Source organism: Lysinibacillus sp. FSL K6-0075 (genome assembly GCF_038592945.1).
Lineage (GTDB): Bacteria > Bacillota > Bacilli > Bacillales_A > Planococcaceae > Lysinibacillus > Lysinibacillus fusiformis_F.
Genome location: NZ_CP151947.1, coordinates 4,529,545 through 4,555,792, shown reverse-complemented (window position 1 = coordinate 4,555,792; position 26,248 = coordinate 4,529,545). Strand labels below are relative to the sequence as shown.

The following is a 26,248-nucleotide window of genomic DNA, read 5'->3' as shown; positions in this document are numbered from 1 at the left end:
ACAAAAATGAAATCTACCGGGGATTACTATGAAAATAAGATATCTTTTAACAGCAACTGTTGTGCTGTCTATTGTGTCGCTATTTATCGGAGTAGTAGATATTAAGCCTAGCGACCTATTAGACTTCCAATCAGAAGAAGCTAGACTATTTTTAATTAGTCGTGTACCTAGACTTGTTGCAATCTTGCTAGCAGGTGCAGGTATGAGTATTGCTGGTTTAATTATGCAAAGCTTAAGTAGGAATAAATTCGTATCACCAACAACAGCTGGTACATTAGATGCCACACGGTTGGGCGTATTGATTTCAATGATGTTCTTTACGAACGTCACATATTTCCAAAAAATTTCCTTCGCTTTCATATTTGCTTTAGCCGGCACATTACTATTCATGCAAATATTAAACCGAATTAAGTTTAAAGATGCGATTTTTATACCGCTTATTGGCTTAATGTTTGGGAATATATTGTCCTCTGTGACAACGTTCTTTGCATACAAGGCAAATATTATCCAGAACATTTCAGCATGGTTACAAGGAGATTTCTCATTAATCATGAAAGGCCGTTATGAACTGTTATACGTAAGTGTACCGATACTCATTTTAGCTTACATTTACGCAAATCGTTTTACAGTAGCTGGGATGGGAGAGGATTTTGCAAAAAACCTTGGTCTATCCTATAAATTTGTGGTCAATTTAGGCTTAGTGTTGGTAGCTCTTATCTCCACGACAGTGGTGCTAACAGTCGGTATCATTCCCTTCCTTGGTTTGATTATTCCGAACATTATTTCACTGTTCAAAGGTGATAATTTGGCGAAAACCTTGCCGCATACAGCCTTACTTGGTATGTCATTCTTATTATTCTGCGATATTTTAGGACGAGTACTGATTTTCCCTTATGAAATACCAATTAGTATGACTGTTGGTGTAATTGGAAGTGCCATCTTCCTATTCATGTTGTTTAGGGGGAGAGCATATGCGTAATCGTACAAAAATGTTCATTTTACTAGGTCTCGCTGTTATAGCAATTGTTCTATATTTGTTTTGGGAATTAAATGGTAATTATCATTATGCTTTTCCACGTCGTGTCATAAAAGTAGTAGCAATGGCATTAACAGGTATAGCTATTGCCTATTCCACAGTAGTTTTCCAAACAATTACACATAATCGTATTTTAACGCCAAGTGTCATGGGTTTAGATGCTTTGTATATGTTAATTCAAACATGCATCTACTTTTTCTTTGGCTCTACATCCATATTAGTTATTAATATCTACTATAATTTTACGCTTGCGATTGGGGCGATGATTCTATTCGCTTTAATTTTTTACCGAGTATTGTTTAAAGAAGGAAAGCGCCCGATTTATTTTTTACTGCTTGTTGGCATGATTGTCGGTACGTTTTTAGGAAGTATTACTACGTTCTTCCAAGTATTAATAGATCCGAATGAGTTTTTAGGCTTACAAAGTAAAATGTTTGCAAGTTTCAATAATGTTAATTCAGATTTAGTTTGGCTAGCAGGCGTTATCATTTTAATAACGTTTTTCTATGGTGCTCGTCATATGAATCAATTAGACGTTATGTCCTTGGGACGAGATACAGCTATAAATTTAGGTGTACCTTACGATAAGTTGGTACAACGTATGTTAATTTTAGCTTCGATCTTGATAGCCGTTTCGACGGCGCTCGTTGGTCCGATCACATTCTTTGGTTTAATCGTTGCAAATTTATCGTATCAGTATTTCAGAACATACAAGCATTCGATCTTAATTACTGGCTCTTGTGTAATGAGTATTGTTGCTTTAGTCGGTGGACAATGGATGGTTGAACGTTTATTTAGTTTCACTACTACACTTAGTGTCATTATTAATTTTGTGGGTGGGGTCTACTTCATCTACTTATTATTAAGAGAAAGTAGGTCAGCAGGATGATACAAGTCAAAGAAATTACGAAGTTTTTTGGAAAAAAACCTGTCGTTCAAGATGTAAGTGTTGATATTGTTTCCGGAAAAATCACATCGTTTATTGGACCGAATGGTGCAGGGAAGTCCACGCTACTTTCAATGGTGAGTCGTTTACTGAATGCAGATACTGGCGAAGTACTACTCGATAAGGCAGATGTACGAAGCTGGAAATCAGATGATTTCGCTAAACGCGTATCGATTTTAAAGCAATCTAACTTTATGAATGTTCGTCTAACAATCCGTGAGCTTGTATCCTTTGGCCGTTTCCCTTACTCAAAAGGGCATTTAAAGCCTGAAGATGAAGAAAAAGTTGACGAAGCTATTCGTTATATGAATTTAGAAGATATGCAACAAAATTATTTAGATGAACTGTCAGGTGGTCAACGTCAGCGTGCTTTTATCGCAATGGTTATTGCACAGGACACTGAATATATCTTACTGGACGAACCATTGAATAATTTAGATATGAAGCATTCTGTACAGATTATGAAGATTTTACGTAAGCTGGTTGATGAGCTAGGCAAAACGGTGGTTATCGTTTTACACGATATTAATTTTGCTTCCGTTTACTCTGACTATATTGTTGCATTAAAAGATGGTCGTGTTGTTAAAAACGGTCCTACAAATGACATTATTAACTCACATGCCTTGAAGGAAATTTATGATATGGATATCCCTGTTCAAGAACAGGATGGCTGTCGAATTTGTGTTTATTTTAATTCGTAAAAATAGTTTCAGATGGATAAACCATCTAACTATCAAATAAATTAATTAAAGGAGAAATTTCACAATGAAGAAATGGAAGTTACTTACGGTATTAATGGCAATGATGTTATTAGTATTGGCTGCTTGCGGTTCAAAAGACGAAGCAAAAGAAGAAGATAAAGGTACTTCAACTGACAAACCAGCTGAGGAACAAAATGAAGAATCATCACTTTACCCACTAACAATTCCAGGTAGCACAGTTGAAGGTCGCGATGGTAATAGTACTACATTTGAAGAAATAACACTTGATAAAATGCCAGAAAAAGTTGTCGTTTTTGATAATGGTTTCCTAGATACTTTAGATGCTTTAGGCGTTAATCCTACTGCAGTAGTACAAGATTCATTACCAGCATACTTAAGCAAGTTTAAAGATAGCACTTATGTAAATGCAGGTACATTATTCGAGCCTGATTATGAAAAATTATCTGAAATTAACCCAGATATTATTTTCATCTCTGGTCGTGCGTCAGCAGCTTATGCTGAATTATCTAAAATTGCTCCTACAGTATACATTGGTGTAGATAATAATAACTTCTTAGAGTCATTCAAAGCTAATACAGAATTAGCAGGTAAAATCTTTGGTAAAGAAAAAGAAGCTGCAGATGCAATGGCTGCCTATGAAGCAAAAGTAGAAGAAGTAAAAGCAAAAGCTACTGCAACAGAAGAAAAAGCATTAATCGTTTTAGGTAGTGAAGGTTCATTATCAGTATTTGGTCCTGGTTCACGTTTCGGTGTGATTCATGATGTGTATGGTGTAAAAGCTGTAGCTGAAGCTAGTGGCTTCAAAATCGAGTCACATGGTGATAATGCAAGCTTTGAATTCGTACGTGAGAAAAACCCAGATATCTTATTCGTTGTTGACCGTGACGCTGTTGTAAATGAAAACGGTGAATCAGGTACAAAAGCTGCAATTGAAAACGAAATCGTAAGTGCAACAAACGCTGTGAAAAACGGTAAAGTATTCTACCTAGATCCAGAAGTTTGGTACCTTTCAGGTGGCGGTTTACAATCAGAAACACAAAAAGCTGAAGATGTGTTAAAGGCGTTTAACTAATATGTTTGTACAAATTAAACGTATTGTTGTGACGGAAGGGAATTCGGATAAGGTTGTGGAACGTTTTGGTGCTAAATCAAACGGTCCTTCATTACTTGAACAACAGCCTGGTTACATTGATAAGCAGGTACTTGTAAAGAAAGTTCGCCGTGGAGATGAAGAAGTGCTAGTGATGGTTCGTTGGGAATCAGAAGAAGCATGGAAAAATTGGGAGAAGAGTCCTGAGCATATTGCCGGCCATAAGGCAAGCGCAGGGAAACCAAAGCCTGATCATATCATTGAAAGCGGACAAGAAGTTTATTATGTAAAAGGTTAATCATCTAAAGGTGTCTCAAGAGATTGAGACACCTTTTCATATTGTTGAAAAAAGATCATGTCACTAGTAGAAAAAGACCTTTTAGCAAGGTGAGGGGTTGATTTCCGTTCCGCCAGCGTCCTTTCCAGGGGGCGTCCGATGAGCCGCTTCACTCACTAACGTTCGCTCCAGGGTCTCCTCTGTGACGCTAAATCCCCTAGGAGTGACGCTGGCTCCACTCCAATCAACCATTCTGCAAAGTGTCTTTACTTTTTTCATAGCAGCATAGCGATTAAATCGCCCATTATCTGTATTCTTAGAGGGGATAAACTCTTATTTTCAATGTGGAGAAGTGATGCGTGACAACACCTCTTCCTAAAGAGTAGTGAACACCTTCACTTTAGCTGAAAACCTTTGCTAAAAGTTAAATATTTATGGGTTGGAGTGGAAGGCTACTTGACTCCCGTGGGATAGCGAGACAGGCGAGCCCCTGCACGGAGCGGGAGCGGAGGAAGCGGCTCGGCGCTCGCCCACAGGAAAGCAAGTAGCCTGCAACGGAAACCATTTTCACCTTTTATAAAAATTCTATTGATGGTTTTGTTTTTCAACACTATGAAAGGTGTCTCAAGAGAGATTGAGACACCTTTTTTATTACACAAAAAGCAGGTCACAATCATTGTGACCTGCTTAGCTAGGTGTATAGGTTAATGTGTAATAGATGGTTTTCTCCATTTACTAAATGTCGAATCCATATTAAAGGATATGGTGTTCTCGTTAATGGACAACCCAGAGATACTTGTATTACACAGCCCATCCATACTATCTGGATTATTGTTATAATTAGATGCATTTGTCGCCATTACTAGCCCTCTAGCATTAATGATTGTGTACTGTGGTGTTACATAAACTATAGGGGAATCTATATTTAATCCAAACGTGAAAGGATTGACTAATGACATACTAGATATGCTTTCGTTTGATATTCTTATAATGCCATACTGCTCAATATAATAATCTCGTTTTTGTTGGAATGTATCCTCAAATCCAGGAATATCACTAATAAAATTTGAAAAAGTTGAAATGTTTTTATACGCAGCTAAAGTTTCTTGATAGGCTTTTAATTCTGATTGAATAATGATTTGTTCAATTCGTCGTTGGTCATTGTTAGGCTGTTTAATTGTAATTTCTTCAGCTGAGACAGAGATATTACATGAAAAAGTAGCCGTAAGTATGAAAACAGTATCATTCAATTTAAGTCACTCCCAGTACAAAAAGATTTCATGTTCATCAATCTATCCTGACTATAAAAATATGATTTTATTATTAATCTAAGCGTAACATCTGTTAGAACGCCATTTCAATGGTAAGTTTACGCCACTTTAATGGCGGTGCTTGGTTCTCTACCGCCATTTTTTTAGTAATTATTAACAAAAATCTGGCGTGATTTGCATGAATAACGCCATTTTTTGGCGGTCTTTCGCTTTATAAAGGAATTAATGGTATTTAATGTATCATATAATTGTATGACTAGTATTAATTCCCACTAATCTATATAATATCTAGTAATATACTAGATAGGGGAGAGGACTATTGAAGGGTTTAGATGCACACATCAATGAATCATTAGACATCCTTATAGAAAATGAGTTATTACTTGGCTCTGAGCTAAAAACAATGTTAAAAGGCTTTATAGAAGAAAAAACAGCTGTAGGTTTTTCCTTTGGTAAATTGTGTTTTTGGCATTATGAAGCATTTTCAAAAAGCATAAATCAAGATATCTACAAGGTAGCTGCTGCAATTGAATTTCTAATACTATCTTTTGATATTATTGATGATCTGCAGGATAAGGATTCGGACTATAGTTGGAACAAAACTCCTGAATTATCACTAAACGTTGCTTTAGCTATGCTGGTCATGGCATCTAAAACAATAGATGAAACTTCTTTTGAACATAAAAGAGCGGCTATCAAGCTTCTTGAAGAATACGCTTTAAAAAGTATAAATGGGCAACAATTAGACTTACTAAATAATTGCCGTGATGAAGATTCCTATATACAAATGATTACGTTGAAATCTGGTTCATTAACAGCAATGGGTTGTTTGATTGGTGAAGTACTTGCAAGAGGAGAAATATCTCAAGAAATAGAGGAGTATGGGAAATACATAGGCATCATCCAACAAATTAAAAATGATATACAAAGCTTAAAGGCGTGGGGCCCTAAAAATGATTTGCTAAATAAAAGGTATTCTTTGCCTATTATTTATCTTCTATCAAAGAAAAATGATGTTTCAAAATCTGTTTCTAGCTATTATAATAATGATATAGTTACAGATTTGGATAATAATGCAACAGAAGACGAGTTGACAAATGGTGGTGCAATACGTTATGCCATTACGATAAAAAACGTCTACAAGTTTAAAGCATTGAATTATCTTGAAAATGTAGCTATAAATGAGTTAGGTAAAGAATACCTACAAAAATTATTGAGATGAGGAGAGATAAGAATGATTAATGTAATCCAATATTTAGAACAAAATCCAAGCCTAGTTGCACTATTAAAGGAACAAAAAGCCTCATTAGTAGGAGTTTCATCTGTAGAACAAAAAGCAATTTTAGAAGCTTTTAGCGGTGAAATGAATGCAGAAAGTGATATTTGGAACTAAAAAAATTGCGTAGTAAGTTGTTTTGGCCCGCTATAATTCTCTATTTAATTATTGGTTTTTATTTAAATTATGTGAATTATAGCGAGCCTTATATACAGATTGGTGTAGAAGAAGAGAATGACAAATGGGTCATTTCTCAACTTTATTATAAAGACTGGGCAGAGGGACAAAATATTTCTGTTGGTGATGCGATTTTAACTGTAGATAATGAACCCATCAACGAATTAAATCAACTGAAGTATAAATCAAAAATTTTATCTGCTAATGAAATAACAATACTGAAGCCCGATGGAGATCTAATCAATATACATATTAAGCATTTGGATATCCCTCAACAATTTATCTATGTTTTAATCATTCCGGCTTGTTATTATTTATTAACATTATTTGTTGCATTTTATTTACATTTCAAACAAAGGAATACTAAGTTAGCTGATTTACTAATTCTTTTTATGTTAACGGTTTCTTTGGCTTATGTAAGCAGTGGTGTCTCTGGTAGGATGGATACGATTGGCATTATCGTAAATCGAAGCAGTATGCTGTTATGTTTAGTCATACTATTACATTTTTTGAGAAATTATTATTCATTTGTGAAAACAAATTGGGTATTTACAAATAATATCAAGCTCTTTTATATACTACCCTTCATAGCTTTTATATTAGGGTGTGTCGGCACTATTTATCCTGCTTCAAATGATATTCTTTCCAATGTTATATTGGCTATTTTCTTTATTCTCCTTGTGATCATCCTTAGTATTTTATTAATAAGCTATTTTAAATACAGCTCACCTCAGTTGAAAATTTTATTAAATAGTATATTAATACCGTTTCTACCATTTCTTTTTTTATATGCACTCCCTAAAATCCTTTTTCACACGTATATACTTTCATCTGAGATAAGCTCATTATTTTTATTGCTTATACCTTTTAGCTTTATTTTTACACAATTAGCAGAAAGATTATTTGATATTGAGTACCATATTACAAGATTACGTTATTATGTTATATTCTCTTTAATCTTTACTGTATGGTTCACAGTGGGACTATATTTTATTGCAGGTCGTTATTTAACAATGACTGTCATGTCGGGGGTAGCTTTCTTTACATTTTCTTCATTAGTTATACTTTTTTACGTAAAAGAGAAGGTCGATTATCGAAAACGGAAAATATTATTTTCAACAAAGGGCGACTATATTCATCAGCTATATACAGCCGTAGATAAAATTGGGAAAACAATTAAAATCGACGAACTTCTAGAGAAGTTTGCTTACGAGGTTTCCATACATCTTGAGTTAGAGGACGTTTTTGTCTTAACATATAACTATGATAAAAATGAATTCATAACAATTGCTGGAGAAAGTATTGTGATTGATCCTGAAATAATGGAAGAAATCAGATTAGGTGAAATAAGAAAAATTGACAAAGTTTATATAGCATTTCTCCATCAGGATGCACATTTTAAAAGAGCATTAGTGCTAGGGCATAATAATACGATTCATTTAAAAGATGAGGAGCTTTTATGGCTTGAATTGCTCTTATTGTATGTGAATAATTTTATTGAGAATACAAAAATGGTGGAAGAACTGTTAGAGGAACTGAAGCATATGAAGCAAGCTGATGATGGTCAGTTACCATGGCTGAACAAGCTTTTATGGCTAAGGTTTGAAGAAGAAAAATACCAGTTAGCTCAAGAGTTACATGACACCAATTTACAGGAGCAACTACATATAGCCCGTGAGGTGGATGTCCTTGTAAATGCAAAAAATACAACAGATATACAGGACAAGCTTGCAAAAATTCATAAGCAAATGGTTGCATCCTTACATGAATTACGTACTTATTGTGAAAACCTAAAACCTCCGTTACTAGATACACTAGGTTTAAATGCTGCATTAGAAAAGTTAATCCGGAAAGTTCAGGAGAGAGCTAACTTCGTGCTAATTTACACAATTGATCGTCTTTATTTAGAGGATGAACGCATGAATTTAATGATTTATCGTTTGTTCCAAGAACTACTTAATAATGCGTTAAAGCATTCCTATGCAGCATCTGTTGAAATTCATTTAAAAGAAATGAACGATGGTTTCGAAATCATTTATAAAGATGATGGTGTAGGATGTAATGTAGAGGACATTATAGTAACAGAATCGATGGGCATTCAAGGCATGCAGGAGCGTGTAAAAGCGTTTAACGGACAATTTGCTATTGACTCAAATATCAATGAAGGGATGTTTATTAGAATAATGGTGAAAGAAGGGAGTGAAACACTTGATTACGATGCTCATAGTGGATGATCACCCTATAGTGTTAGAGGGAACTAAAAATTTATTTCAAGAGAATGAAGATATTATCATCGATACGGAAAGTGATGCAACTTGTGTCATTCAAAGGATAAAGAATAAACCATATGATATCTATCTGATAGATATCAATATGCCATTAGAGAATGGAATTAACCTAGCCCGTAATATTAAGGCTATTCAGTCAAATGCTTCTGTCATTCTTTATACAGGTGATGATATCACAGATTATTATCCACTCATTTTAGAAAGAAAAATAGAAGGCATTTTAGCTAAAACAGCTTCTAAAGAGCAAATTTTAAGAACAGTCAGGGCCATTGCAAACGGTGAAATTGTTTTACCAAAAAATTTCTTAGATTTTCTGGATGATAAATTTAAACTGCAAGGTGCCAAAGATATACATTTAAATGAAAAGGAAAAGAAAATTTTAAGACTCATTGCAGAGGGCCATACAAATAAAGCCATCGCTATTGAATTGAATATTCCTCAGCGAACAACAGAGAGATATTTAACGCAACTCTTTTCTTTGTTAAATGTTGATTCACGAACAGAAGCTGTAAATCTTGCTGAGAGAATGAATTTACTCTAAACAACTTCTATGTTATACTGTTGGTATATTTTTCAATTAATAGGGAGCATTTTGGGAATTGAATATCCTATATATTACCTTAGTAAAATAAATCCATATTCCTATACTAAATAGCCTATAAAATATTAGAGACACCGCCAAAAAAGTGGCGGTGTTTTTTTATACCCGCCAAATCACGCCAAAAATTTGTCTGAATCACGCCATAAAATTGGCGTAAACCCGAAGTTGAAATAACGGTATAAGTACTGGTACGCTTAAATTAACAGTGGTTAAGTAGATTTGCTATAGTCAGTAATATACAAATCATTTTATTAAAATAAGCAGCCTGACTATCTATGAATAAAGTAGCGTTAGTAGATTGTAGAATGTTACTAGCTAGTCAATATACTTCACCATAAAACTTTATAAAGGTAGGCGTGTATTGTGAAAGTAGAACTTGAAAATTTGTTTTCCATAGATGAAACTAGTCAAGATCAAGTTATTAACGTTTATAATCGTCATGGTATTGCTATTGGTGCGCCTGAAATGAGAAAAAGAAATTTGAAAACAAAATTTAATCCTATTTTTACATTAAATGAGGATGTAACATACGAGCAGGTAACAGCTTTATATGCGTCGTTAGAACGTGAATTTGGAATCGTTTCGATTGGAGAACGTTTTTATTTTGAATTTTCAGATATAGAGTATGAACGAGCACCATTATTTACTTTAAATTCAACAGGTAATTCACCAGAAATGTTCTTAGAGGATAAGGGGACATTATTTTCTTTGAGTACACATTGTAAGTATTGTGGGCTCATGGATAAAGAGCAGCTATCACCGATAGTTATTGATACTACGCAGATGAAAGATCGTCATTTAGTCCATGTAAATGGTTACTGGGTAGCTTCTGAGGAACTAGTATTACTAATGAAAAGAGAAAAACTAGAAGGCTATGAGCTTTTAGAGGTTATCCATCAAGGGCCTATAGAAGATAAACAACCAGCTTATCAAATTATTCCTATACAAATGCTGCCTGAGTGTAGTAAGGATAGAGTTAAATTATACTTTGCAACTGAACAACCACCGTGCAGTTGTGGCTTAAATGGAGTCATTAATGGTCCTGATATTTATCATCATGAAGATTTAGAGAACTTAAAAGGTGATGTTTTTTACTCTGCTGATTGTAGTCATGATGGAAGATATTTATATAGGAAGACATTGTTTAGCAAAAGATTTAGAGAAACTATTATAAAATATGGTATTTCTCGTGAGGTTAGAGGAGAAAAGGATGCAAACTTTGGTCCAAAAGATTGGCTATTTGATCCCGTGTTAATCAAGTAGTTAAATTTGGAGCAGTAAAAGAATAAGGGAGTGTTTAGGATGTTTAGAAGAATACTACCTATAGTAGCCATTTTATTTATTGTTGCATTGGCCGTTTCCAATTACTTTAACAAACCAGAAGCAGAAACGATCACTATTTATCAAGAGGTTAAGGGTGTAAACCTTTCTTAAAATGAAGGCCTATATTTCATTCAGAATAGACCTATTTATGTTATGATGTGAAGACCATAGCATGAATGTTTTTTGAGGTGAAAAAAATGAAAAAATGGGCATATCCTTTAGCCATTGTAACGTTAATTGTCTTTATCGTATTAAGAGTCACTTATCAAAGTCAATTGATGAATACATTTGATGCAAAGATGGCAGAGATTCTTTTCGGCAATCGATTTATTGAGATCTTTCATTATATAGGGGAGCCAATATTTGTTGTCGCTGTTGCAGTAGTTTTAATGGTGTATTTAGCTTGGAAGGTAAAAAATTATCGAGGGATGCTATTTGTTGTACTAACTTTTGCAGCAGGTAATGTTCTGAATCAATTATTAAAGAAATGGGTGCAACGTCCAAGACCTGAAATTGAGGACCAGCTGACATCCTTTAGCTTTCCATCTGGACATTCGATGACAGGTATTTTGTATTTATTTTCACTTGCTTATATTTTAGCGGAGAATCGTAATAAAAGCCGTAAAATCCTTCTGTGGCTTGGCGCAACGATCTTGATGGTGCTTATTGGTTTATCACGTATTGCAGGAGCTCGACATTTTGCTACAGATGTACTTGCTGGTTGGAGCATCGGCTATACTTGGTTTATCATTTGTGTCATCTGGTACGAACGTCGAAAACGCTTATTTCCATCCAATCATAAATAAAAAGGCAGGCAGTATCTATTTCATATGAATAGATACTGCTTTTTTACGTTTTATTGAGACATTGTAAAGAATGATATTTGCCTTATAAAAAAGAATTGCGTATAGGAAACTTCTACGTTAAGATGAGTACAATAAGAAAAAGAGCAAAGGAAGAAGGGAATGGACGGAAATGTTTTACTGGCACTAGGACTAACTCTTTTTGCCGGACTTGCAACAGGCGTAGGTAGTTTAATAGCATTTTTTACATCAAGAACAAATACAAAATTTTTATCATTAGCATTAGGTTTTTCAGCAGGGGTAATGATCTATGTATCCCTGGTAGAAATTTTTGTTAAAGCGAAAGATGCTTTAACCAATGCATTAGGTACAACAAATGGCTATTGGATGACAATCCTAGGATTTTTCGGTGGGATGTTATTTATTGCCTTGATCGATAAATTTATTCCAAAGGCTACTAATCCTCATGAAGTAAAGCTAGTTGAGGATGTAAATGCCATCAAACCACAGGTCAATGAAGAACATTTGATGAAGATGGGGGTTTTTACAGCTCTCGCGATTGGCATTCATAATTTTCCAGAGGGTATTGCTACATTTATGTCAGCTATTAATGACCCGAATGTGGGGATTGCTATTGCCATTGCAGTAGCTATTCACAATATTCCAGAAGGCATTGCTGTATCTGTTCCTATTTTCTTTGCGACGGGTAATCGAAAGAAAGCCTTTAAATTATCCTTTTTATCAGGATTAGCAGAGCCTGTCGGTGCATTAGTAGCATTTTTGCTCCTTATGCCATTTTTAACCGATGTCATGTTTGGAATTGTTTTTGCTGGGGTTGCAGGAATAATGGTCTTTATTTCATTAGATGAGTTGTTACCAGCAGCACAAAGATACGATGAAACACATTTATCGATGTATGGTCTAGTAGCAGGAATGGCGGTCATGGCCATTAGCTTAGTGCTATTAGCATAAATAAGTAGGGAAAGGGAGTCATCTTTGTAAAAGTGGCTCCCTTGTCTTTTTTCTACATTAAATTGAAAGAATAGCCTTTTTTGATTCCACTAGTTCTTGAACAATATTTAGACAATCATGAAATGTGGTAAAGGGTCTATATGGAACATGAAGTTCTTCACAGCGTTGGATAAGATGATCTCTAGCAAGAACGATATCGGCCAGTTTAGCGGCCTCGAAATCAGATAGAGAATCACCAATTACGATTTTATAATGATCTTTCTTGGCAACTTTTCGCATAACACTAGGCTTACAGCAGCCGCAACCTTGTGTGCTATATTTAGCGCATTCCTCATCACAGCTATTTGGGTAAATCAGTTGTATTTGCTCACCAGAAAAATCTGCTTTATTACAGTAGATGCCTGAAAATGGACCAAATTTTTCAACTAAAGGCTCGATGAAGAAATCGACTCCGCCACTTACAATATAAAATGGAATATTGTTGTTTTGAGCATAGCGAACAAAATCTCCAAAACCCTCACGTATTACTGCCGAATCCATTAGGTATTGAATGACTTCATCTTTTTGTTGACTAGAAAGTAGATGAAACATAGCTGATAGGCCATCTTTAAATGAAATGGTTTGTTCCATCATCGCTTGTGCAATTTTTTCAGATTCCTCTGGTACAAATTCAGTCATAAGTGAAAAGATATTATCTGTTTCTGTTATCGTGCCATCGAAATCACAGAAAATAATGGGTTTCAAAATAGTCCCTCCTTAGAAAAGCAAGTATAGAAAGTCTAATTCTATACTTCTATAATATTAGTTTTATACGTACTTGCTTTCAAGAAAAAACGCCTACTGTTATAGTAGACGTTTCATACATTCATTGACTTGTACACCATGTTCATCAGCTTTTGTTAAAATAATTTGGTGCTCTGGGAATTGCTTTGTCATTAGCTGAACGAAGTCAGAAGCAATAGCAGAGGGAATAATGGATATTAATGTTGGACCAGCTCCGCTTAAAGCTGTACCGTATGCGCCGTTAGCTTTTGCAGCAATACGAATTTCTTCATATGCAGGAATTAGCTTTGCACGAAACGGTTCATGGAATAAATCAGCCTCCATATAACGTCCAGCACGTTCAAAATCTCTTGCCATTAAAGAAGCCGCTAGCATATTCGCATTTGCTGAAGCATGAACTGCATAGGATCGGTTAAATTGCTCTGGTAAAACCGAACGAGATTCGCTTGTTTTTAATTCAACATCTGGTACATATACCACAAAGGAGGCATCGATATCATTGATATGAAATGTATCAACCATTCCTTTGTCATCCATTGAAGAAATCGTTAAACCTCCCAAGACTGAAGCGGTTGCGTTATCTGGATGTCCTTCAATTTGTGAAGAGAGATTAAGTTTATCTTGAATCGTTAATCCAAGCTTGCATACTTGGTTAGCAAGTTCAATACCTGCAACAATAACTGCTGCACTGCTACCAAGACCACGTGCCAACGGAAGTTCACTGACCATCTCTACACGACAAGCAGGTAGCTGTTGACCATATTGATCTGCAGTTTTTTTAGCAATGACGTATAGTAAGTGTTCTTCAAGCTCAAACTCTTTAGGACCATTATCATCAAGATGGATAATTTCCCATTGTTCTTGTAAAGTAACAGAAAGCTTTAAGTAAAGAGACAAGCCAAGTCCTATTGAATCAAAGCCAGGCCCTAAGTTGGCTGTGCTTCCAGGAACTGAGATTTGCCACATTTTACTCATAGTACACCCTCAATATATGCACGAATTTCTTCTTCATCGTTTTTAAGAGATACAACCTCTACAGTGGATACATTCATAGCTGTATCAGGATCTTTCAGTCCATTCCCTGTAAAGATAGTTACAACCTTAGCGCCTTGAGGGATTTTTCCATTTTCAACAGACTTCATAACACCTGCTAAAGAAGCAGCAGAGCCTGGCTCAACGAAAATACCTTCTGTACTTGCGATTAATTTGTAGGCTGCTACAATTTCTTCATCTGTAACAGAATCAATGATACCACCAGATTCATCGCGAGCCGCTTCTGCTAATTTCCAACTAGCAGGATTGCCAATTCGAATGGCAGTTGCCACTGTCTCAGGGTTAGCAATAGGCTCTCCTTTAACGATTGCTGCTGCACCTTCCGCTTCAAAGCCATACATTTTTGGTAGACCACAATTTTTTGCAGCGTGATATTCTTTAAATCCTTTCCAATAGGCAGTGATATTACCTGCATTACCAACAGGAATACACAGATAATCAGGTGCTGAACCTAAGGCATCTACAATTTCAAACGATGCCGTTTTTTGACCTTCGATACGGTATGGATTTACAGAGTTAACAAGTGCAACTGGTGTTGTTTCACTTACTTGGCGAACGATATTGAGAGCATCATCAAAATTACCATCAATTTCAATGATTTTTGCACCATACATTGTAGCTTGTGCAAGCTTACCAAGAGCAACTTTTCCTTTAGGAATAACAACGATTGATTGAATCCCTGCACGAGTTGCATAAGCTGCCGCAGCAGCAGAAGTGTTTCCTGTAGAAGCGCAAATAACGCATTGACTTCCATCCTCAATAGCTTTTGCAACAGCAAACACCATTCCTCGGTCTTTAAATGAGCCAGTTGGGTTTGCACCTTCAATTTTTCCGTAAAGCTCAATGCCTAGTTTCTTAGATAAATTCACTAAATGTATAAGAGGCGTATTGCCTTCGTTTAAAGTTAAAGCAGGTGTATTTTCAGTTACGGGTAAAAATTGTTTATATTCTTCAATAAGGCCTTTCCACATAACGTAACGATCTCCTTTTGTTCTTATAGAAAGAACAGTTGTTTTTGTATAAAAGACATTTTAACGCAAATGGCACTATTATTTCAATAGCATTTCATTAATTGTCGAAACAATTCGGTAATTTGAATAGTACTTGTCACTTTCTTGAAACAACTGTATAGTAATCTTGTAATGTAAAGTCATGTGTAAAGACAGGTGGTTGAGATGACAATAAATACAGCAGCGACAAATAAACCTCAGCAATCCATTTCTAGAAATAAGCTTTTGGGTGTAGCAGGGGTAGGATGGCTCTTCGATGCAATGGACGTTGGTATATTATCCTTTGTCATTGCAGCATTGGCCGCTGAGTGGGGATTATCACCAAGTCAATCTGGTTGGATTGGTAGTATTAATTCTATCGGGATGGCTGTAGGAGCTCTCTTTTTTGGTGTTTTTGCTGATAAAGTAGGGCGCAAGCAAATTTTTATGTGGACACTTGTCCTCTTTTCTATTGCAAGTGGTTTATCCGCTTTTACAACAACATTAACTGCATTTTTAATTTTACGCTTTTTAGTAGGGATGGGGCTAGGGGGAGAATTACCTGTAGCTTCAACACTAGTATCTGAAAGTGTGGCTGCCAAAGAAAGAGGGCGCGTTGTTGTTTTACTAGAAAGCTTTTGGGCAGCAGGCTGGTTAATTGCAGCACTCATTTCGTATTTTATTATTCCTACATGGGGATGGCGAGTAGCCCTTATACTAACGGCACTTCCAGCGTTTTATGCTATTTATCTTCGTTGGCATTTACCAGATTCACCTCAATTTACTGTGAAGGAAGAAGCAAAAAAACGTAGCATTGGCCAAAATATGAAAGAGGTTTGGTCGAAAAAGTATGCTCGTTCTACATTTATGCTGTGGCTATTATGGTTTACAGTTGTATTTTCGTATTATGGCATGTTTTTATGGTTGCCAAGTGTAATGGTAGGGAAGGGCTTTGATATGATCACAAGCTTTAAATATGTTTTGATCATGACTTTAGCTCAATTGCCAGGTTACTTTACAGCAGCTTGGTTTATAGAAAAGTTTGGACGCAAATTTGTCCTTGTTTCCTATCTAATTGGTACTGCAGCAAGTGCTTTCATTTTTGGGAATGCAGATACTTTAGGCGTATTGCTAACTTCAGGAATGTTTTTATCTTTCTTTAACTTAGGGGCTTGGGGTGCATTATATGCTTATACACCTGAGCAATATCCTTCCATTATTCGAGGAACAGGTGCTGGTATGGCGGCAGCCGTTGGACGAATTGGGGGTATTTTTGGTCCGTTGCTCGTTGGTTTTTTATTGACGGCAGGCTATGATATAGGCTATATCTTTGCCATTTTCTGCGGAGCAATTATTATCGGTGTTGTGGGTGTCATCTTCCTTGGGAAGGAAACGAAGCAGCTTGAATTAGAATAAAATAGAATGTCCTGGATCAGAAGAAGTGATCCAGGACATTTTTGTCTGAATTCGCTTAAAAAATACATAAAAATGAGGAATTATTAATTTTTATTCGATTTTACAGATTTTTTTGTTAAAATGACAAATCAACATAAAATGGTTAAAGCTTAAATCAAATTGTTTTATTAGCAGGTTAATGCGATGAAGATTTTTCAGAAAAGTCATTGTATTCAAATTGTAATCGTGATACTGTATTTTTAATCGAATTTTGAGTCAGTAGGAAACAATCTCCCATTCGTGATAAGGTCATTGAAAGAAAGGTTGTTAGGAATGAGTATTCATGAGGATATAAAAAAAAGATTTGTAAGATTGTCAAAGGGCCAGCGTAAAGTAGCACAATTTGTAATGGATAATCCCACTACAGTTATTGCTAATGGAGCAGCAGAGGTTGGCAGATTGGCTAATGTAAGTGAATCAACAGTGATTCGTTTTTGTTATGCTATGGATTTATCAGGGTATGTAGAACTGCAAGAGGAAATTAGAGGCTATATTATGTCTCAAGATGTGGGGGCAAATCTACAGCCTGCTTATACTGCTAAGAAGCTAACTAATTCTAGCTTTGGTAAGGTAATGCAACGGGATAGCCAAAATATTCAAGAAACCATTCAATTGATTAACGATCAGCAAATTCAAAAAAGCTCAAAATGGATGCATGAAGCAGACAATATCTATATTCTAGGTACTCGTCACAATGCATCTGTTACAAATTGGCTATCTAATACATTGAAAACACTTCGTTCTAATATTAAGCAGCTTCGTTTAGACTCGGAGGATCTAGTGAACCAAATAAATAGCATGAGCGAACATACAACTTTAATTGTGCTATCTTTTGATAAACAGATAATGGATATTAAAACGATTGTTGAAATTGCAAAGGTAAAGAAAGTGAAAATTATTGGGATTACAGGTTCCGCATTTTCGCCTATTCGAGAATATGCCAATGCATTATTTACCCTTGGCACCAAAAATCATTCTTCACTAGAAATTGCGCCAGTCTTGATTTCTTTTTTGCATGCCTTGATAGAGGAAATGATGAGTCAGGACAAAGGGCACTATGAAAAATATCAGCAATCGTACGAGCAAGTAGAGAGTAATGTACTATTCTTAGATGCTATTAGAGAAAAGCAGGTTTTTTAATGTAACAACGCATAGGTAGTGTGTAATAACACACATGTCTATGCGTATTTTTGTTAATATAAAAAGATGCCCAAATAGTATTTAGACATCTAGGAAAAGTGAATTATAGAATTTTACTCAAGCTATATTCGTTCACATAAGTATCATTTAATTTAATCGCATTTTGTCGAATGCCTTCTTGATGAAACCCTAGCTTTGTAAAGAGATGTAAAGCTACATGGTTATGCTCCATAACAGATAACTCTAAACGAGAAATATCACGTTGTTTAGACCAACTTTCAACAGCCTTCATCAGTGCAGTGCCAATGCCCTTTTGTTGATGTTCTTCTTTCACAGCTAAGCGAACAGAGGCAACGTGCCTAGCTTTCGACTGTTTATATCCATGAATAACTGCATAACCTGCAAAAATCCCATTTAATACACATAGTAGTATTGTACGGTTTTTTAGATGCTTCCAATAGGTTAAATTTTTACGAAGTTGTTGGACAGTGAGATCCAACTCATTTTGGATATTATACATGAAGTCGGTTTCTTGAAATATCTCCTCTTGCAAATGAATGAATGATCTAGCATCGGACGCTTCAATCCCTCGAATTATGTATGCAGATGAATGCTCCTCATTGTTTGAAGTGTTGTTTTCAGTAGACTTCATTTGAGTACGTGAGAAAGATACACTAGTACCTAGTTTAACATCAATGACATAATAACCTGCATTTGTCCATGATAAATAATGTGAGAGTGGGGGCTTAGTTTTTTTCCACCAGCTTTTATTTAAGTAGGCGGCGTTCGGTAATGCTTGTCCCATAATGTTTTCTAATTCGCTAAAGGATAAAGTAATTTCTTGTTGTAAAGCTACATCAAAATAGTGTGCTAAAGGAATGTACTTTTTTTCTATCTTCTTTGTCATCGTAATCCCCATTTCCTGAATATCCAAAAATATAGACTATCTGATGATAGCATAAAATTACGATGACTTAAATATGAAAACCCAACTAAATATCTATATAATCTAAATGTTTTAAAAAAAAGATGCATTTTTACTATTGATTGTTAAAAATAGGTTGGTAAAAATAGATAATTTTACAGAAGTAATTAGACCCACTAAAAGTATACATAGCAACACAAGGTAGTTATAATGTATATATCTTATTTGAAAAGTATGTATTTGGAGGGCTTTCATTATTTTTATATATTAAAATTTAGACAGAAATGTTCTGTGTTGATTAAGCAATGTATTTTATACTGAAAGCGGGCATCAGTGGCATTTACACTAAGGCGAAATTGTTCCAAAGTTTCACTTTATCACTTGTCAGGCTATAAGGTATGATAAAATAAAATATAAATGTAAGTGCCATTTTAGGAGGAATTGATTCAATGAGTAAAGTATTAGTTTTTGGACATAAAAACCCAGATACAGACACAATCACGTCTGCTATTGTATATGCCTATTTAAAACAGCAAATTGGTGAACAAGCTGAGGCAGTACGTCTTGGAGATGTTAATAATGAAACTCAGTTTGCATTAGATAAATTTGGCTTTGAAGCGCCTCGTTTAATTTCTTCTGTTGTAGGAGAAGCGGACAAGGTAATCCTTGTCGACCACAATGAATTCCAACAATCAGCTGACGGTATTGAAGAAGTACAAATTACAGAGGTAATTGACCATCACCGTATTGCAAACTTCCAAACAGCAGATCCATTATACTATCGTGCTGAGCCAGTAGGTTGTACAGCTACAATTCTAAACAAAATCTTCAAGGAAAATGGAGTAGCGATACCAGCCAATATTGCTGGCTTAATGTTATCAGCGATTGTTTCCGATACACTACTTTTCAAATCGCCAACTTGCACAGAGCAAGATGTAAAAGCTGGCGAGGAGCTAGCAAAAATTGCTGGTGTGGATACTGCAGAGTATGGCTTAGCAATGCTAAAAGCAGGTGCTGATCTATCGGATAAATCATTAGAAGATTTATTATCGTTAGATGCAAAAGAGTTCCAATTTGGTGAGTACAAATCTGTTGTAGCTCAAGTGAATGCAGTTGATATTAATGATGTGCTTAATCGCCAAGAAGAGTTAGAAATCTTACTAAATAAAAATGTTGCAGAAAACGGCTTAGATCTATTCTTCTTCGTTGTGACTGATATTTTAAATAATGATTCAACTGCAGTTGCAATTGGGCAAGTAGCAGAAGCGGCAGCAAAAGGATTCGGTGCTGAGCTTATCAACAACCGTGTTGTATTACCAGGAGTTGTTTCTCGTAAGAAACAAATTGTACCAGTATTAACGGAAGCTCTAAAATAAGAATAGGAAAGAGGTTGTCTATTAAGACAGCCTCTTTTTTAATCGAGTTTTAATGGTTGTACGGCAGGGCCTTCAAGCACCTCACCCTTAGCATTAAAGCGGGAACCATGACAAGGACAATCCCATGTTTCATCAGCTTCATTCCATTTCGTTTTACAGCCTAAATGAGTACAGGTTGGAGCTGAGGCATTCTTCATATAACCCGCTATATATTCCTTTGCCACAAAGCCTCCTACTTTTAGCATTTGCATGAATTGGGCACCGAATTTTGTACGGGATGGTGAATAGAGAGCTAGGGCACCATCCTCAATCTTTGCGCCAGTTAAAAGAGAGGATAAGATATCACCAGCGACAAAGGAATTGGAGATTCCCCATTTACGGTAGCCAGTGGCAATTAGTACGTTAGGTAAGGAGTTTGTAATCCTTCCAACATAAGGGACAATATCCGGTGTTTCTATATCCTGGGCTGACCAGCGATAAAGTGGCTGTTGTTCAAAATGCTCCTTCATTTCATTGGAAATGGCCTCATAATAAGGCTCGGTATGAACGGTTTCCCCAGCGATGTGATTTGCCCCTCCCAATACTAAATAGTTTTCCTGATTAATCGTGGCTGTCCGTATCGAACGAGAAGGAAAATCAACTGATAGATATTGACCTTGCATGGTCTCAGAGGTTTTACTGGCAACCATATAGGAACGACTATTGGATAATTTAAAAAGTTTGAGTCCTTTAAATGCTTCAATGGGATAATGTGAACACAAAATAAGCTTATTATATTGAACCGACATATTTTTTTCGGTATGTAAGTTATTTTGTGGTATGTTTAATTGCTGAACGCGGGTATTTGTATAAAGTTTTGCTCCCATCTTCTGTGCCTCTTTAGCGAGGAAATTACTTACCTCAACAGGATTTATTTGAGCTTGTTGTGACATACATAATGCTTTTGTGATAGGGAATGGTAGCTCCGTGTCAGAGGTAAGGTTAGACTTAATATTTAAAACCTTATAGGCATTCCATTCTTTTAATAATTGTGCATAGCCTTCTTTTGTTTGACAGTATAATAGTGAATCCACCGATCGAACGCTGTCTGGTGGAAGTAATTGTCTAGCTTTATCAATGGCTTGTTGATTGAGTTGATAATAAAGCTGTGCCTCTTCTACAGATAGTTTTTCTAAAAGATTTGCATAGACAATGCTATGCTGGGCTGTTAATTTTCCTGTTGAATGCCCTGTCGTACCATGACCAAAATGGGTATTTGCTTCAAGAAGAACTACATCCACACCTGCTTTTGCTAAAGTATAGGCAGTATATAAACCAGTTAAGCCACCACCGATTATACATACATCACATGTTGTTGAGGAAGTAAGAGAAGATAACGAAACTGAATCAGTTGTAGCAAGCCAAAGAGATTGTGTCATATAGAAACCTCACATAGTTTTTATGTTCAGTATGTAGAAGAACTTGAAAAATTATGCAGTGAGGCATTAAAATTGCCTTGTGATTTCAACTATCGCTACAATGTAGCAAAAGGAGTGAGCAAGTAATGAAAATTGAAATTTGGTCTGACTATGTATGCCCATTTTGTTATATTGGAAAAAAACAATTAGAGAAAGCGATTGAGGATACTGGCTATGCGGGGCAGGTAGAGCTTGTCTATAAAAGCTACCAACTAGATCCAACGACTCCAGTAGATTCGCATAGTACTGTCTATGAATCATTGGCAAAGAAATACGGAATGTCATTAGAGAAGGCAAAGGAAATGACAATGGGTGTAACAGAACGTGCAAAAGAAGTAGGCTTAAACTACGACTTTAGCAATTTGATGGAAGAGAATACGTTAAAAGCACACCGTCTTGTAAAATGGGCTGAACAACAGGGAGATGTTACAGCACTTGTAGAGTCACTTTTACACAGTCATTTTATTGAAGGAAAGCGTATCGGCCAAGACGATGTTTTATTAGAGATAGCTGAACAAGTAGGGCTACAGCGTGATGAGGTTGCAAAGGTTCTTGCAGAGGATGTTTATAAAAACGAAGTAGAATCGGATATTCAAGAAGGTCTACAGCTTGGTGTTCGAGGAGTACCGTTCTTTGTCTTAAACCGTAAGTATGGTATTTCAGGTGCGCAACCACAGGAGGTATTTGAAGATACACTGCGTAAAGTTGCTGAGGAAGAGGGCCTACAACCAACGCTAAAGATGGCTGGTTCAGGTGATGTGGGTATTTGTACAGACGATAACTGTAAATTTTAGTTTACTAGAGAGGAGTAAAGCTTTAAACTCCTCTTGTTTGGTAGACGAAAGGATTTTAACATAATATTTCAGTCAAAAGTCTGAGGTAAGTAACATTGACATTTTAGATGAAATTTTTTAAGATAAACACATATCTTGAATTCGAGATATTAGATTCTGAAATTTAAGGGAGATTTTATATAATGAACGTTTTAGTAGTAAAAGCGAACAACCGTCCAGACGGTATTTCAACAAAAATGTATGATACTTTCATGGAAAATGTACAAGGTGCTAACGTGACAACTTTTGACGTATTCGCAGAAGATATGCCTTATTTTGGACAAGACCTTTTCAATGCATTTGGTAAAGTACAAAATGGTGGAGAGTTAACAGACATCGAATCACGTCTATTAGCTGCAAAACAAAAAGCAATGGATGCATTAACTGCAGCTGATTTAGTTGTATTTGCATTCCCACTATGGAACTTAACAATTCCAGCACCTTTACAAACATTTATTGACTACGTATACCAAGCAGGATTCACATTCAAATATGGTGAAAATGGTCAATTAATTAGCTTAATGACTGACAAAAAAGCGATTATTTTAAATGCTCGTGGTGGCTACTATTCATCATCAGAAGCTCAACCAATGGAAATGTCAGTAAACTATATTAAAAACGTAGTAGGTGGCGTATTCGGTATGGAAATTATCGAAGAAGTGATTATTGAAGGTCACAATGCTTCACCAGATAAAGCACAAGAAATTATTGCAAATGGCCTAGAAGAAGTGAAAAAAGTAGCTCAATCACTTCAAACTGTGAATGCATAAAAAATATTTTTTAATAAAAGTCCTCTCAATTTTGGGAGGACTTTTTTTATTTTTTCAACAGATGTATGGTGTGGTATGGAGGTCGGACATATTGACATTAACTAATTATTTAGAATTTACATTTACTAACATCCTATTAGATAGAGAATTAAAAAATGATAACAATTTATGATTTAGAGGGAAAGTGATTATCCATTCTTTTAAAAATACATATAATTAGGACTATTTATTCAGTAAAAATTAGAATGGTTTTAATATAATAGGATTTGTAGGAAAATACTAGATTATTAAGGAGGTTGTTGTATGAATAAGAAATTAATAACTAATTTCTTGGCGGTGTTACTAGTCCTTTTCGCGTTTATACCATTTGGAGTTTCTGCTGAGGCTGCTTCTAATGATGTAACACGCGCAGACTATGTAAAAGAATTAGTAGAAAGCTTAGATGTAGAGATAGGTGACGGCTCTTCTCTTGCCTTTACCGATGTCTCTAAGGATTTAGCACCTTATGTAGAAAAAGCTGTTCAATTAAAACTTATTAAAGGTAAAACAGCAACTACATTTGGTCCAGCTGATAAATTAACACGTCAACAAGCATTTGTAATCTCTGCTCGTGGACTAGTTAGTGAAAACGCTTCCCTAACTGTTTTAGAGCAATTTAAGGATGTAGATCAAATTGCAGAGGCATATAAACAAGATTTAGCGAATGCTGTTGCAGCAAATATTTTGCAAGCATTTGAGGATAATACTATTCGCCCTCGTGACTATGTGACACAGGAACAAATGGAGAGTATTGTGGAACGCTTTGTAGCAGAATACAAAGCACCTTCAACTGGTGTATCAGTAGATCTTCAAATTTTAGGAACAACAGATATTCATACCAATTTAGCTAATTATAATTACTATTTAGATGCTCCATCATCTGAGGTTGGTTTGGCTAATACAGCGACATTAATTGAGCAAGCACGCGCTAAAAATCCAAACACATTACTATTCGATAATGGAGATTTAATTCAAGGTACACCACTTGGCTCTTATAAAGCATTAGAAAGTGTATTGAAGCCTGGTGAAGTTCATCCAGCTATTGCAGCACTTAACGCATTAAAATATGATGGTGGAACTTTAGGAAACCATGAATTTAACTATGGTCTAGACTTTTTAGGTGAAGTTTTAAACGATGCAAAGTATCCAGTTGTAAATGCTAATACTTATGATGCAAAGACAAAAGAACGTATGTTTACACCTTATGTTATTCTTGATAAAGAAGTGGTCGATAGCACTGGTAAAAAGCATACACTTAAAGTTGGTGTAACAGGGATTGTACCAACAAAAATTGTTGAATGGGATGCCATTCATTTAGCAGGTAAAGTTGAAATGCAAGAGCCAGTCGAAGCAGTGAAAGAGGTAGTACCAGAAATGCAGAAGGCTGGAGCAGACGTGATTGTCGTTCTGTCACATTCAGGTATCGGTGAAGATACTTATGTGAAGGGTGCTGAAAATGTTGGTTACCAACTAGCAGAAATCGAAGGCATTGATGCTTTAATTACAGGGCACTCTCATTTAACATTCCCTGGTGACTATAAGGATTTGAAAGATGTCGATCAAGAAAAGGGTACAATTCATGGTGTGCCTACTGTTATGGCAGGTAGCTATGGTAGTCATCTTGGTGTAATTGATTTAAAACTGGAACAGCAAGGATCAGAGTGGGTAGTGGTAGATGGTAAAGGTTCATTGCAATCCATCAAGCAAGAAGGTTTACAACCATCCACAACAGTTTTAGAGGCTATTAAAGAGGCACATGATGGCACATTAACGTATATCCGTCAGCCTGTTGGAGAAACAACTGCTCCAATCCACAGTTATTTTTCAATGGTGCAAGATGATCCATCTATTCAAATCGTAACACAAGCTCAAAAATGGTTTATCGAACAAGAGTTAAAGGGCACTGCTGATGAAAAGACACCAATTCTTTCAGCTGGCGCACCTTTCAAAGCAGGCTCTCGTAATAACCCATTAGATTATACAAATATTCCTGTGGGACCACTTGCCATCAAAAATATGGCGGACATTTATCATTACGACAATACTGTTGCAACAATTAAAGTAACAGGTGCTCAAGCAATTGAATGGCTAGAGATGGCTGCAGGTATTTTTGCAACGATTGATCCGACTAAAACAGAAGAGCAAAATATTATTGATGCAGAAGCGCGTTCTTATAATTTTGATGTGTTAGATGGCTTAACATATCAAATTGATGTCACATCGCCAGCAAAATATGACCGACGTGGTAATCTTACTGATGAAAAGGCAAATCGTATTAAGAATGTACAGTATAATGGTAAACCGATCGATTTAAAACAAGAATTCATCATCATCACAAACAATTACCGAGTTGGTGGATCATATGGTGCGACATTTAAAAATGCAGATGGCTCAAATATAACTAACTATGCTTATGAAAATCGTCAAGCTGTTGTTGATTATATTATGACGAATAAAACAATTAACCCTGCTGCGGATAATAACTGGTCATTTGTACCGTTCCCAGCCAATACAAAGGTTATTTACTTATCTGCGAAAGATGCGCAAAAGTTCATTCCAGCAGGTAGTGGCATTGAATATTTAGAAGATACAGAAGCTGGTTTTGCTAAATATTTAATTAAATAAAGGTATATGAAAGGAGAGTAC

General features: G+C 35.8%; 25 protein-coding genes. 19 read left to right on the top strand and 6 right to left on the bottom strand.

The window, feature by feature from the left end:
* The first annotated feature begins 28 nt into the window (after positions 1–28).
* The 5 genes from MHB65_RS22885 to MHB65_RS22865 all read left to right on the top strand — a co-directional run bounded on the left by MHB65_RS22885 (position 29) and on the right by MHB65_RS22865 (position 4,092).
* On the top strand, positions 29–979 hold the full coding sequence (locus MHB65_RS22885; protein WP_004231947.1) for an ABC transporter permease: 951 nt from the start codon (positions 29–31) through the stop codon (positions 977–979).
* Positions 972–1,925 carry an iron chelate uptake ABC transporter family permease subunit gene (locus tag MHB65_RS22880; protein WP_205445940.1) on the top strand — a complete coding sequence of 318 codons (954 nt, stop codon included), beginning with the start codon at positions 972–974 and terminating at the stop codon, positions 1,923–1,925. Before MHB65_RS22885 ends, MHB65_RS22880 begins: the two co-directional genes overlap by 8 nt.
* Positions 1,922–2,683 (top strand): ABC transporter ATP-binding protein, encoded by a 762-nt coding sequence (locus tag MHB65_RS22875; RefSeq protein ID WP_205445939.1) that lies wholly within the window; start codon positions 1,922–1,924, stop codon positions 2,681–2,683. The genes MHB65_RS22880 and MHB65_RS22875 overlap by 4 nt, the downstream gene beginning before the upstream one ends.
* A 64-nt stretch (positions 2,684–2,747) precedes the next feature.
* Entirely contained in the window at positions 2,748–3,776 is a 1,029-nt protein-coding gene (locus MHB65_RS22870) for a siderophore ABC transporter substrate-binding protein (RefSeq protein WP_205445938.1), read from the top strand.
* A 1-nt stretch (position 3,777) separates the two neighbouring features.
* A complete protein-coding gene (locus MHB65_RS22865) occupies positions 3,778–4,092 on the top strand; it encodes an antibiotic biosynthesis monooxygenase (protein ID WP_205445937.1) in 315 nt (104 codons plus the stop codon).
* Positions 4,093–4,775: 683 nt separating this feature from the next.
* On the opposite strand, the gene MHB65_RS22860 is transcribed toward MHB65_RS22865, so the two are convergent.
* Positions 4,776–5,321, bottom strand: a complete 546-nt coding sequence (locus tag MHB65_RS22860) for a hypothetical protein (protein WP_342441834.1) — start codon at positions 5,319–5,321, stop codon at positions 4,776–4,778.
* A 340-nt stretch (positions 5,322–5,661) separates the two neighbouring features.
* Between MHB65_RS22860 and MHB65_RS22855 the strand changes: the two genes are divergently transcribed.
* From MHB65_RS22855 to zupT, 8 genes are all read left to right on the top strand, one after another.
* Positions 5,662–6,564, top strand: coding sequence for a polyprenyl synthetase family protein (locus MHB65_RS22855; RefSeq protein ID WP_342441833.1), 903 nt, complete (start codon positions 5,662–5,664; stop codon positions 6,562–6,564).
* A 12-nt stretch (positions 6,565–6,576) separates the two neighbouring features.
* A complete protein-coding gene (gene comX, locus MHB65_RS22850) occupies positions 6,577–6,735 on the top strand; it encodes a competence pheromone ComX (RefSeq protein WP_205445934.1) in 159 nt (52 codons plus the stop codon).
* On the top strand, positions 6,726–9,029 hold the full coding sequence (locus tag MHB65_RS22845) for an ATP-binding protein (protein ID WP_342441832.1): 2,304 nt from the start codon (positions 6,726–6,728) through the stop codon (positions 9,027–9,029). The genes comX and MHB65_RS22845 overlap by 10 nt, the downstream gene beginning before the upstream one ends.
* A complete protein-coding gene (locus MHB65_RS22840; protein ID WP_225341057.1) occupies positions 9,013–9,624 on the top strand; it encodes a response regulator transcription factor in 612 nt (203 codons plus the stop codon). The genes MHB65_RS22845 and MHB65_RS22840 overlap by 17 nt, the downstream gene beginning before the upstream one ends.
* Before the next feature lie 423 nt (positions 9,625–10,047).
* Positions 10,048–10,947 carry a hypothetical protein gene (locus MHB65_RS22835; protein ID WP_342441831.1) on the top strand — a complete coding sequence of 300 codons (900 nt, stop codon included), beginning with the start codon at positions 10,048–10,050 and terminating at the stop codon, positions 10,945–10,947.
* A 39-nt stretch (positions 10,948–10,986) separates the two neighbouring features.
* A complete protein-coding gene (locus MHB65_RS22830; protein WP_279381312.1) occupies positions 10,987–11,118 on the top strand; it encodes a hypothetical protein in 132 nt (43 codons plus the stop codon).
* Positions 11,119–11,204: 86 nt separating this feature from the next.
* Complete coding sequence (locus tag MHB65_RS22825; protein ID WP_342441830.1) at positions 11,205–11,813, top strand: phosphatase PAP2 family protein; 609 nt, start codon at positions 11,205–11,207, stop codon at positions 11,811–11,813.
* A 159-nt stretch (positions 11,814–11,972) separates the two neighbouring features.
* Entirely contained in the window at positions 11,973–12,782 is an 810-nt protein-coding gene (gene zupT / locus MHB65_RS22820) for a zinc transporter ZupT (RefSeq protein ID WP_205445931.1), read from the top strand.
* A 57-nt stretch (positions 12,783–12,839) separates the two neighbouring features.
* Here zupT and MHB65_RS22815 read toward each other — a convergent pair whose 3' ends face one another.
* The 3 genes from MHB65_RS22815 to thrC all read right to left on the bottom strand — a co-directional run bounded on the left by MHB65_RS22815 (position 12,840) and on the right by thrC (position 15,589).
* The gene (locus MHB65_RS22815; protein WP_342441829.1) at positions 12,840–13,526 is read right to left on the bottom strand and encodes a 2-hydroxy-3-keto-5-methylthiopentenyl-1-phosphate phosphatase; all 687 of its coding nucleotides are present in this window, start codon (positions 13,524–13,526) and stop codon (positions 12,840–12,842) included.
* 99 nt (positions 13,527–13,625) lie between these two features.
* Complete coding sequence (thrB, locus tag MHB65_RS22810) at positions 13,626–14,540, bottom strand: homoserine kinase (RefSeq protein WP_342441828.1); 915 nt, start codon at positions 14,538–14,540, stop codon at positions 13,626–13,628.
* Positions 14,537–15,589: a threonine synthase gene (gene thrC, locus MHB65_RS22805; RefSeq protein WP_342441827.1), complete on the bottom strand. Its 1,053-nt coding sequence runs from the start codon at positions 15,587–15,589 to the stop codon at positions 14,537–14,539. Before thrC ends, thrB begins: the two co-directional genes overlap by 4 nt.
* Positions 15,590–15,793: 204 nt before the next feature.
* On the opposite strand from thrC, the gene MHB65_RS22800 reads away from it, so the two are divergent.
* Together MHB65_RS22800 and MHB65_RS22795 are read left to right on the top strand one after the other, a co-directional pair.
* Complete coding sequence (locus tag MHB65_RS22800; protein WP_342441826.1) at positions 15,794–17,023, top strand: MFS transporter; 1,230 nt, start codon at positions 15,794–15,796, stop codon at positions 17,021–17,023.
* 312 nt (positions 17,024–17,335) lie between these two features.
* A complete protein-coding gene (locus MHB65_RS22795; protein WP_342441825.1) occupies positions 17,336–18,202 on the top strand; it encodes a MurR/RpiR family transcriptional regulator in 867 nt (288 codons plus the stop codon).
* Positions 18,203–18,305: 103 nt separating this feature from the next.
* Here the strand turns inward: MHB65_RS22795 and MHB65_RS22790 are convergent, their stop codons facing one another.
* A complete protein-coding gene (locus MHB65_RS22790) occupies positions 18,306–19,109 on the bottom strand; it encodes a GNAT family N-acetyltransferase (protein ID WP_342441824.1) in 804 nt (267 codons plus the stop codon).
* A 467-nt stretch (positions 19,110–19,576) separates the two neighbouring features.
* On the opposite strand from MHB65_RS22790, the gene MHB65_RS22785 reads away from it, so the two are divergent.
* A complete protein-coding gene (locus MHB65_RS22785; RefSeq protein ID WP_342441823.1) occupies positions 19,577–20,503 on the top strand; it encodes a manganese-dependent inorganic pyrophosphatase in 927 nt (308 codons plus the stop codon).
* Positions 20,504–20,541: 38 nt separating this feature from the next.
* On the opposite strand, the gene MHB65_RS22780 is transcribed toward MHB65_RS22785, so the two are convergent.
* Entirely contained in the window at positions 20,542–21,921 is a 1,380-nt protein-coding gene (locus MHB65_RS22780) for an FAD-dependent oxidoreductase (protein ID WP_342441822.1), read from the bottom strand.
* 125 nt (positions 21,922–22,046) lie between these two features.
* On the opposite strand from MHB65_RS22780, the gene MHB65_RS22775 reads away from it, so the two are divergent.
* From MHB65_RS22775 to MHB65_RS22765, 3 genes are all read left to right on the top strand, one after another.
* Complete coding sequence (locus MHB65_RS22775; RefSeq protein ID WP_342441821.1) at positions 22,047–22,754, top strand: DsbA family oxidoreductase; 708 nt, start codon at positions 22,047–22,049, stop codon at positions 22,752–22,754.
* 182 nt (positions 22,755–22,936) lie between these two features.
* On the top strand, positions 22,937–23,563 hold the full coding sequence (locus MHB65_RS22770) for an FMN-dependent NADH-azoreductase (RefSeq protein ID WP_342441820.1): 627 nt from the start codon (positions 22,937–22,939) through the stop codon (positions 23,561–23,563).
* Positions 23,564–23,866: 303 nt separating this feature from the next.
* Positions 23,867–26,227 (top strand): bifunctional 2',3'-cyclic-nucleotide 2'-phosphodiesterase/3'-nucleotidase, encoded by a 2,361-nt coding sequence (locus MHB65_RS22765; RefSeq protein WP_342441819.1) that lies wholly within the window; start codon positions 23,867–23,869, stop codon positions 26,225–26,227.
* Positions 26,228–26,248: the final 21 nt, after the last annotated feature.

Excerpts from the sequence above, each read along its gene's own strand:
- MHB65_RS22885 (WP_004231947.1), top strand. The coding sequence starts at position 29 with ATGAAAATAAGATATCTTTTAACAGCAACTGTTGTGCTGTCTATTGTG.
- MHB65_RS22880 (WP_205445940.1), top strand. The coding sequence starts at position 972 with ATGCGTAATCGTACAAAAATGTTCATTTTACTAGGTCTCGCTGTTATA.
- MHB65_RS22875 (WP_205445939.1), top strand. The coding sequence starts at position 1,922 with ATGATACAAGTCAAAGAAATTACGAAGTTTTTTGGAAAAAAACCTGTC.
- MHB65_RS22870 (WP_205445938.1), top strand. The coding sequence starts at position 2,748 with ATGAAGAAATGGAAGTTACTTACGGTATTAATGGCAATGATGTTATTA.
- MHB65_RS22865 (WP_205445937.1), top strand. The coding sequence starts at position 3,778 with ATGTTTGTACAAATTAAACGTATTGTTGTGACGGAAGGGAATTCGGAT.
- comX (WP_205445934.1), top strand. The coding sequence starts at position 6,577 with ATGATTAATGTAATCCAATATTTAGAACAAAATCCAAGCCTAGTTGCA.
- MHB65_RS22840 (WP_225341057.1), top strand. The coding sequence starts at position 9,013 with ATGCTCATAGTGGATGATCACCCTATAGTGTTAGAGGGAACTAAAAAT.
- MHB65_RS22830 (WP_279381312.1), top strand. The coding sequence starts at position 10,987 with ATGTTTAGAAGAATACTACCTATAGTAGCCATTTTATTTATTGTTGCA.
- MHB65_RS22825 (WP_342441830.1), top strand. The coding sequence starts at position 11,205 with ATGAAAAAATGGGCATATCCTTTAGCCATTGTAACGTTAATTGTCTTT.
- zupT (WP_205445931.1), top strand. The coding sequence starts at position 11,973 with ATGGACGGAAATGTTTTACTGGCACTAGGACTAACTCTTTTTGCCGGA.
- thrB (WP_342441828.1), bottom strand. The coding sequence starts at position 14,540 with ATGAGTAAAATGTGGCAAATCTCAGTTCCTGGAAGCACAGCCAACTTA.
- thrC (WP_342441827.1), bottom strand. The coding sequence starts at position 15,589 with ATGTGGAAAGGCCTTATTGAAGAATATAAACAATTTTTACCCGTAACT.
- MHB65_RS22800 (WP_342441826.1), top strand. The coding sequence starts at position 15,794 with ATGACAATAAATACAGCAGCGACAAATAAACCTCAGCAATCCATTTCT.
- MHB65_RS22795 (WP_342441825.1), top strand. The coding sequence starts at position 17,336 with ATGAGTATTCATGAGGATATAAAAAAAAGATTTGTAAGATTGTCAAAG.
- MHB65_RS22790 (WP_342441824.1), bottom strand. The coding sequence starts at position 19,109 with ATGACAAAGAAGATAGAAAAAAAGTACATTCCTTTAGCACACTATTTT.
- MHB65_RS22785 (WP_342441823.1), top strand. The coding sequence starts at position 19,577 with ATGAGTAAAGTATTAGTTTTTGGACATAAAAACCCAGATACAGACACA.
- MHB65_RS22780 (WP_342441822.1), bottom strand. The coding sequence starts at position 21,921 with ATGACACAATCTCTTTGGCTTGCTACAACTGATTCAGTTTCGTTATCT.
- MHB65_RS22775 (WP_342441821.1), top strand. The coding sequence starts at position 22,047 with ATGAAAATTGAAATTTGGTCTGACTATGTATGCCCATTTTGTTATATT.
- MHB65_RS22770 (WP_342441820.1), top strand. The coding sequence starts at position 22,937 with ATGAACGTTTTAGTAGTAAAAGCGAACAACCGTCCAGACGGTATTTCA.
- MHB65_RS22765 (WP_342441819.1), top strand. The coding sequence starts at position 23,867 with ATGAATAAGAAATTAATAACTAATTTCTTGGCGGTGTTACTAGTCCTT.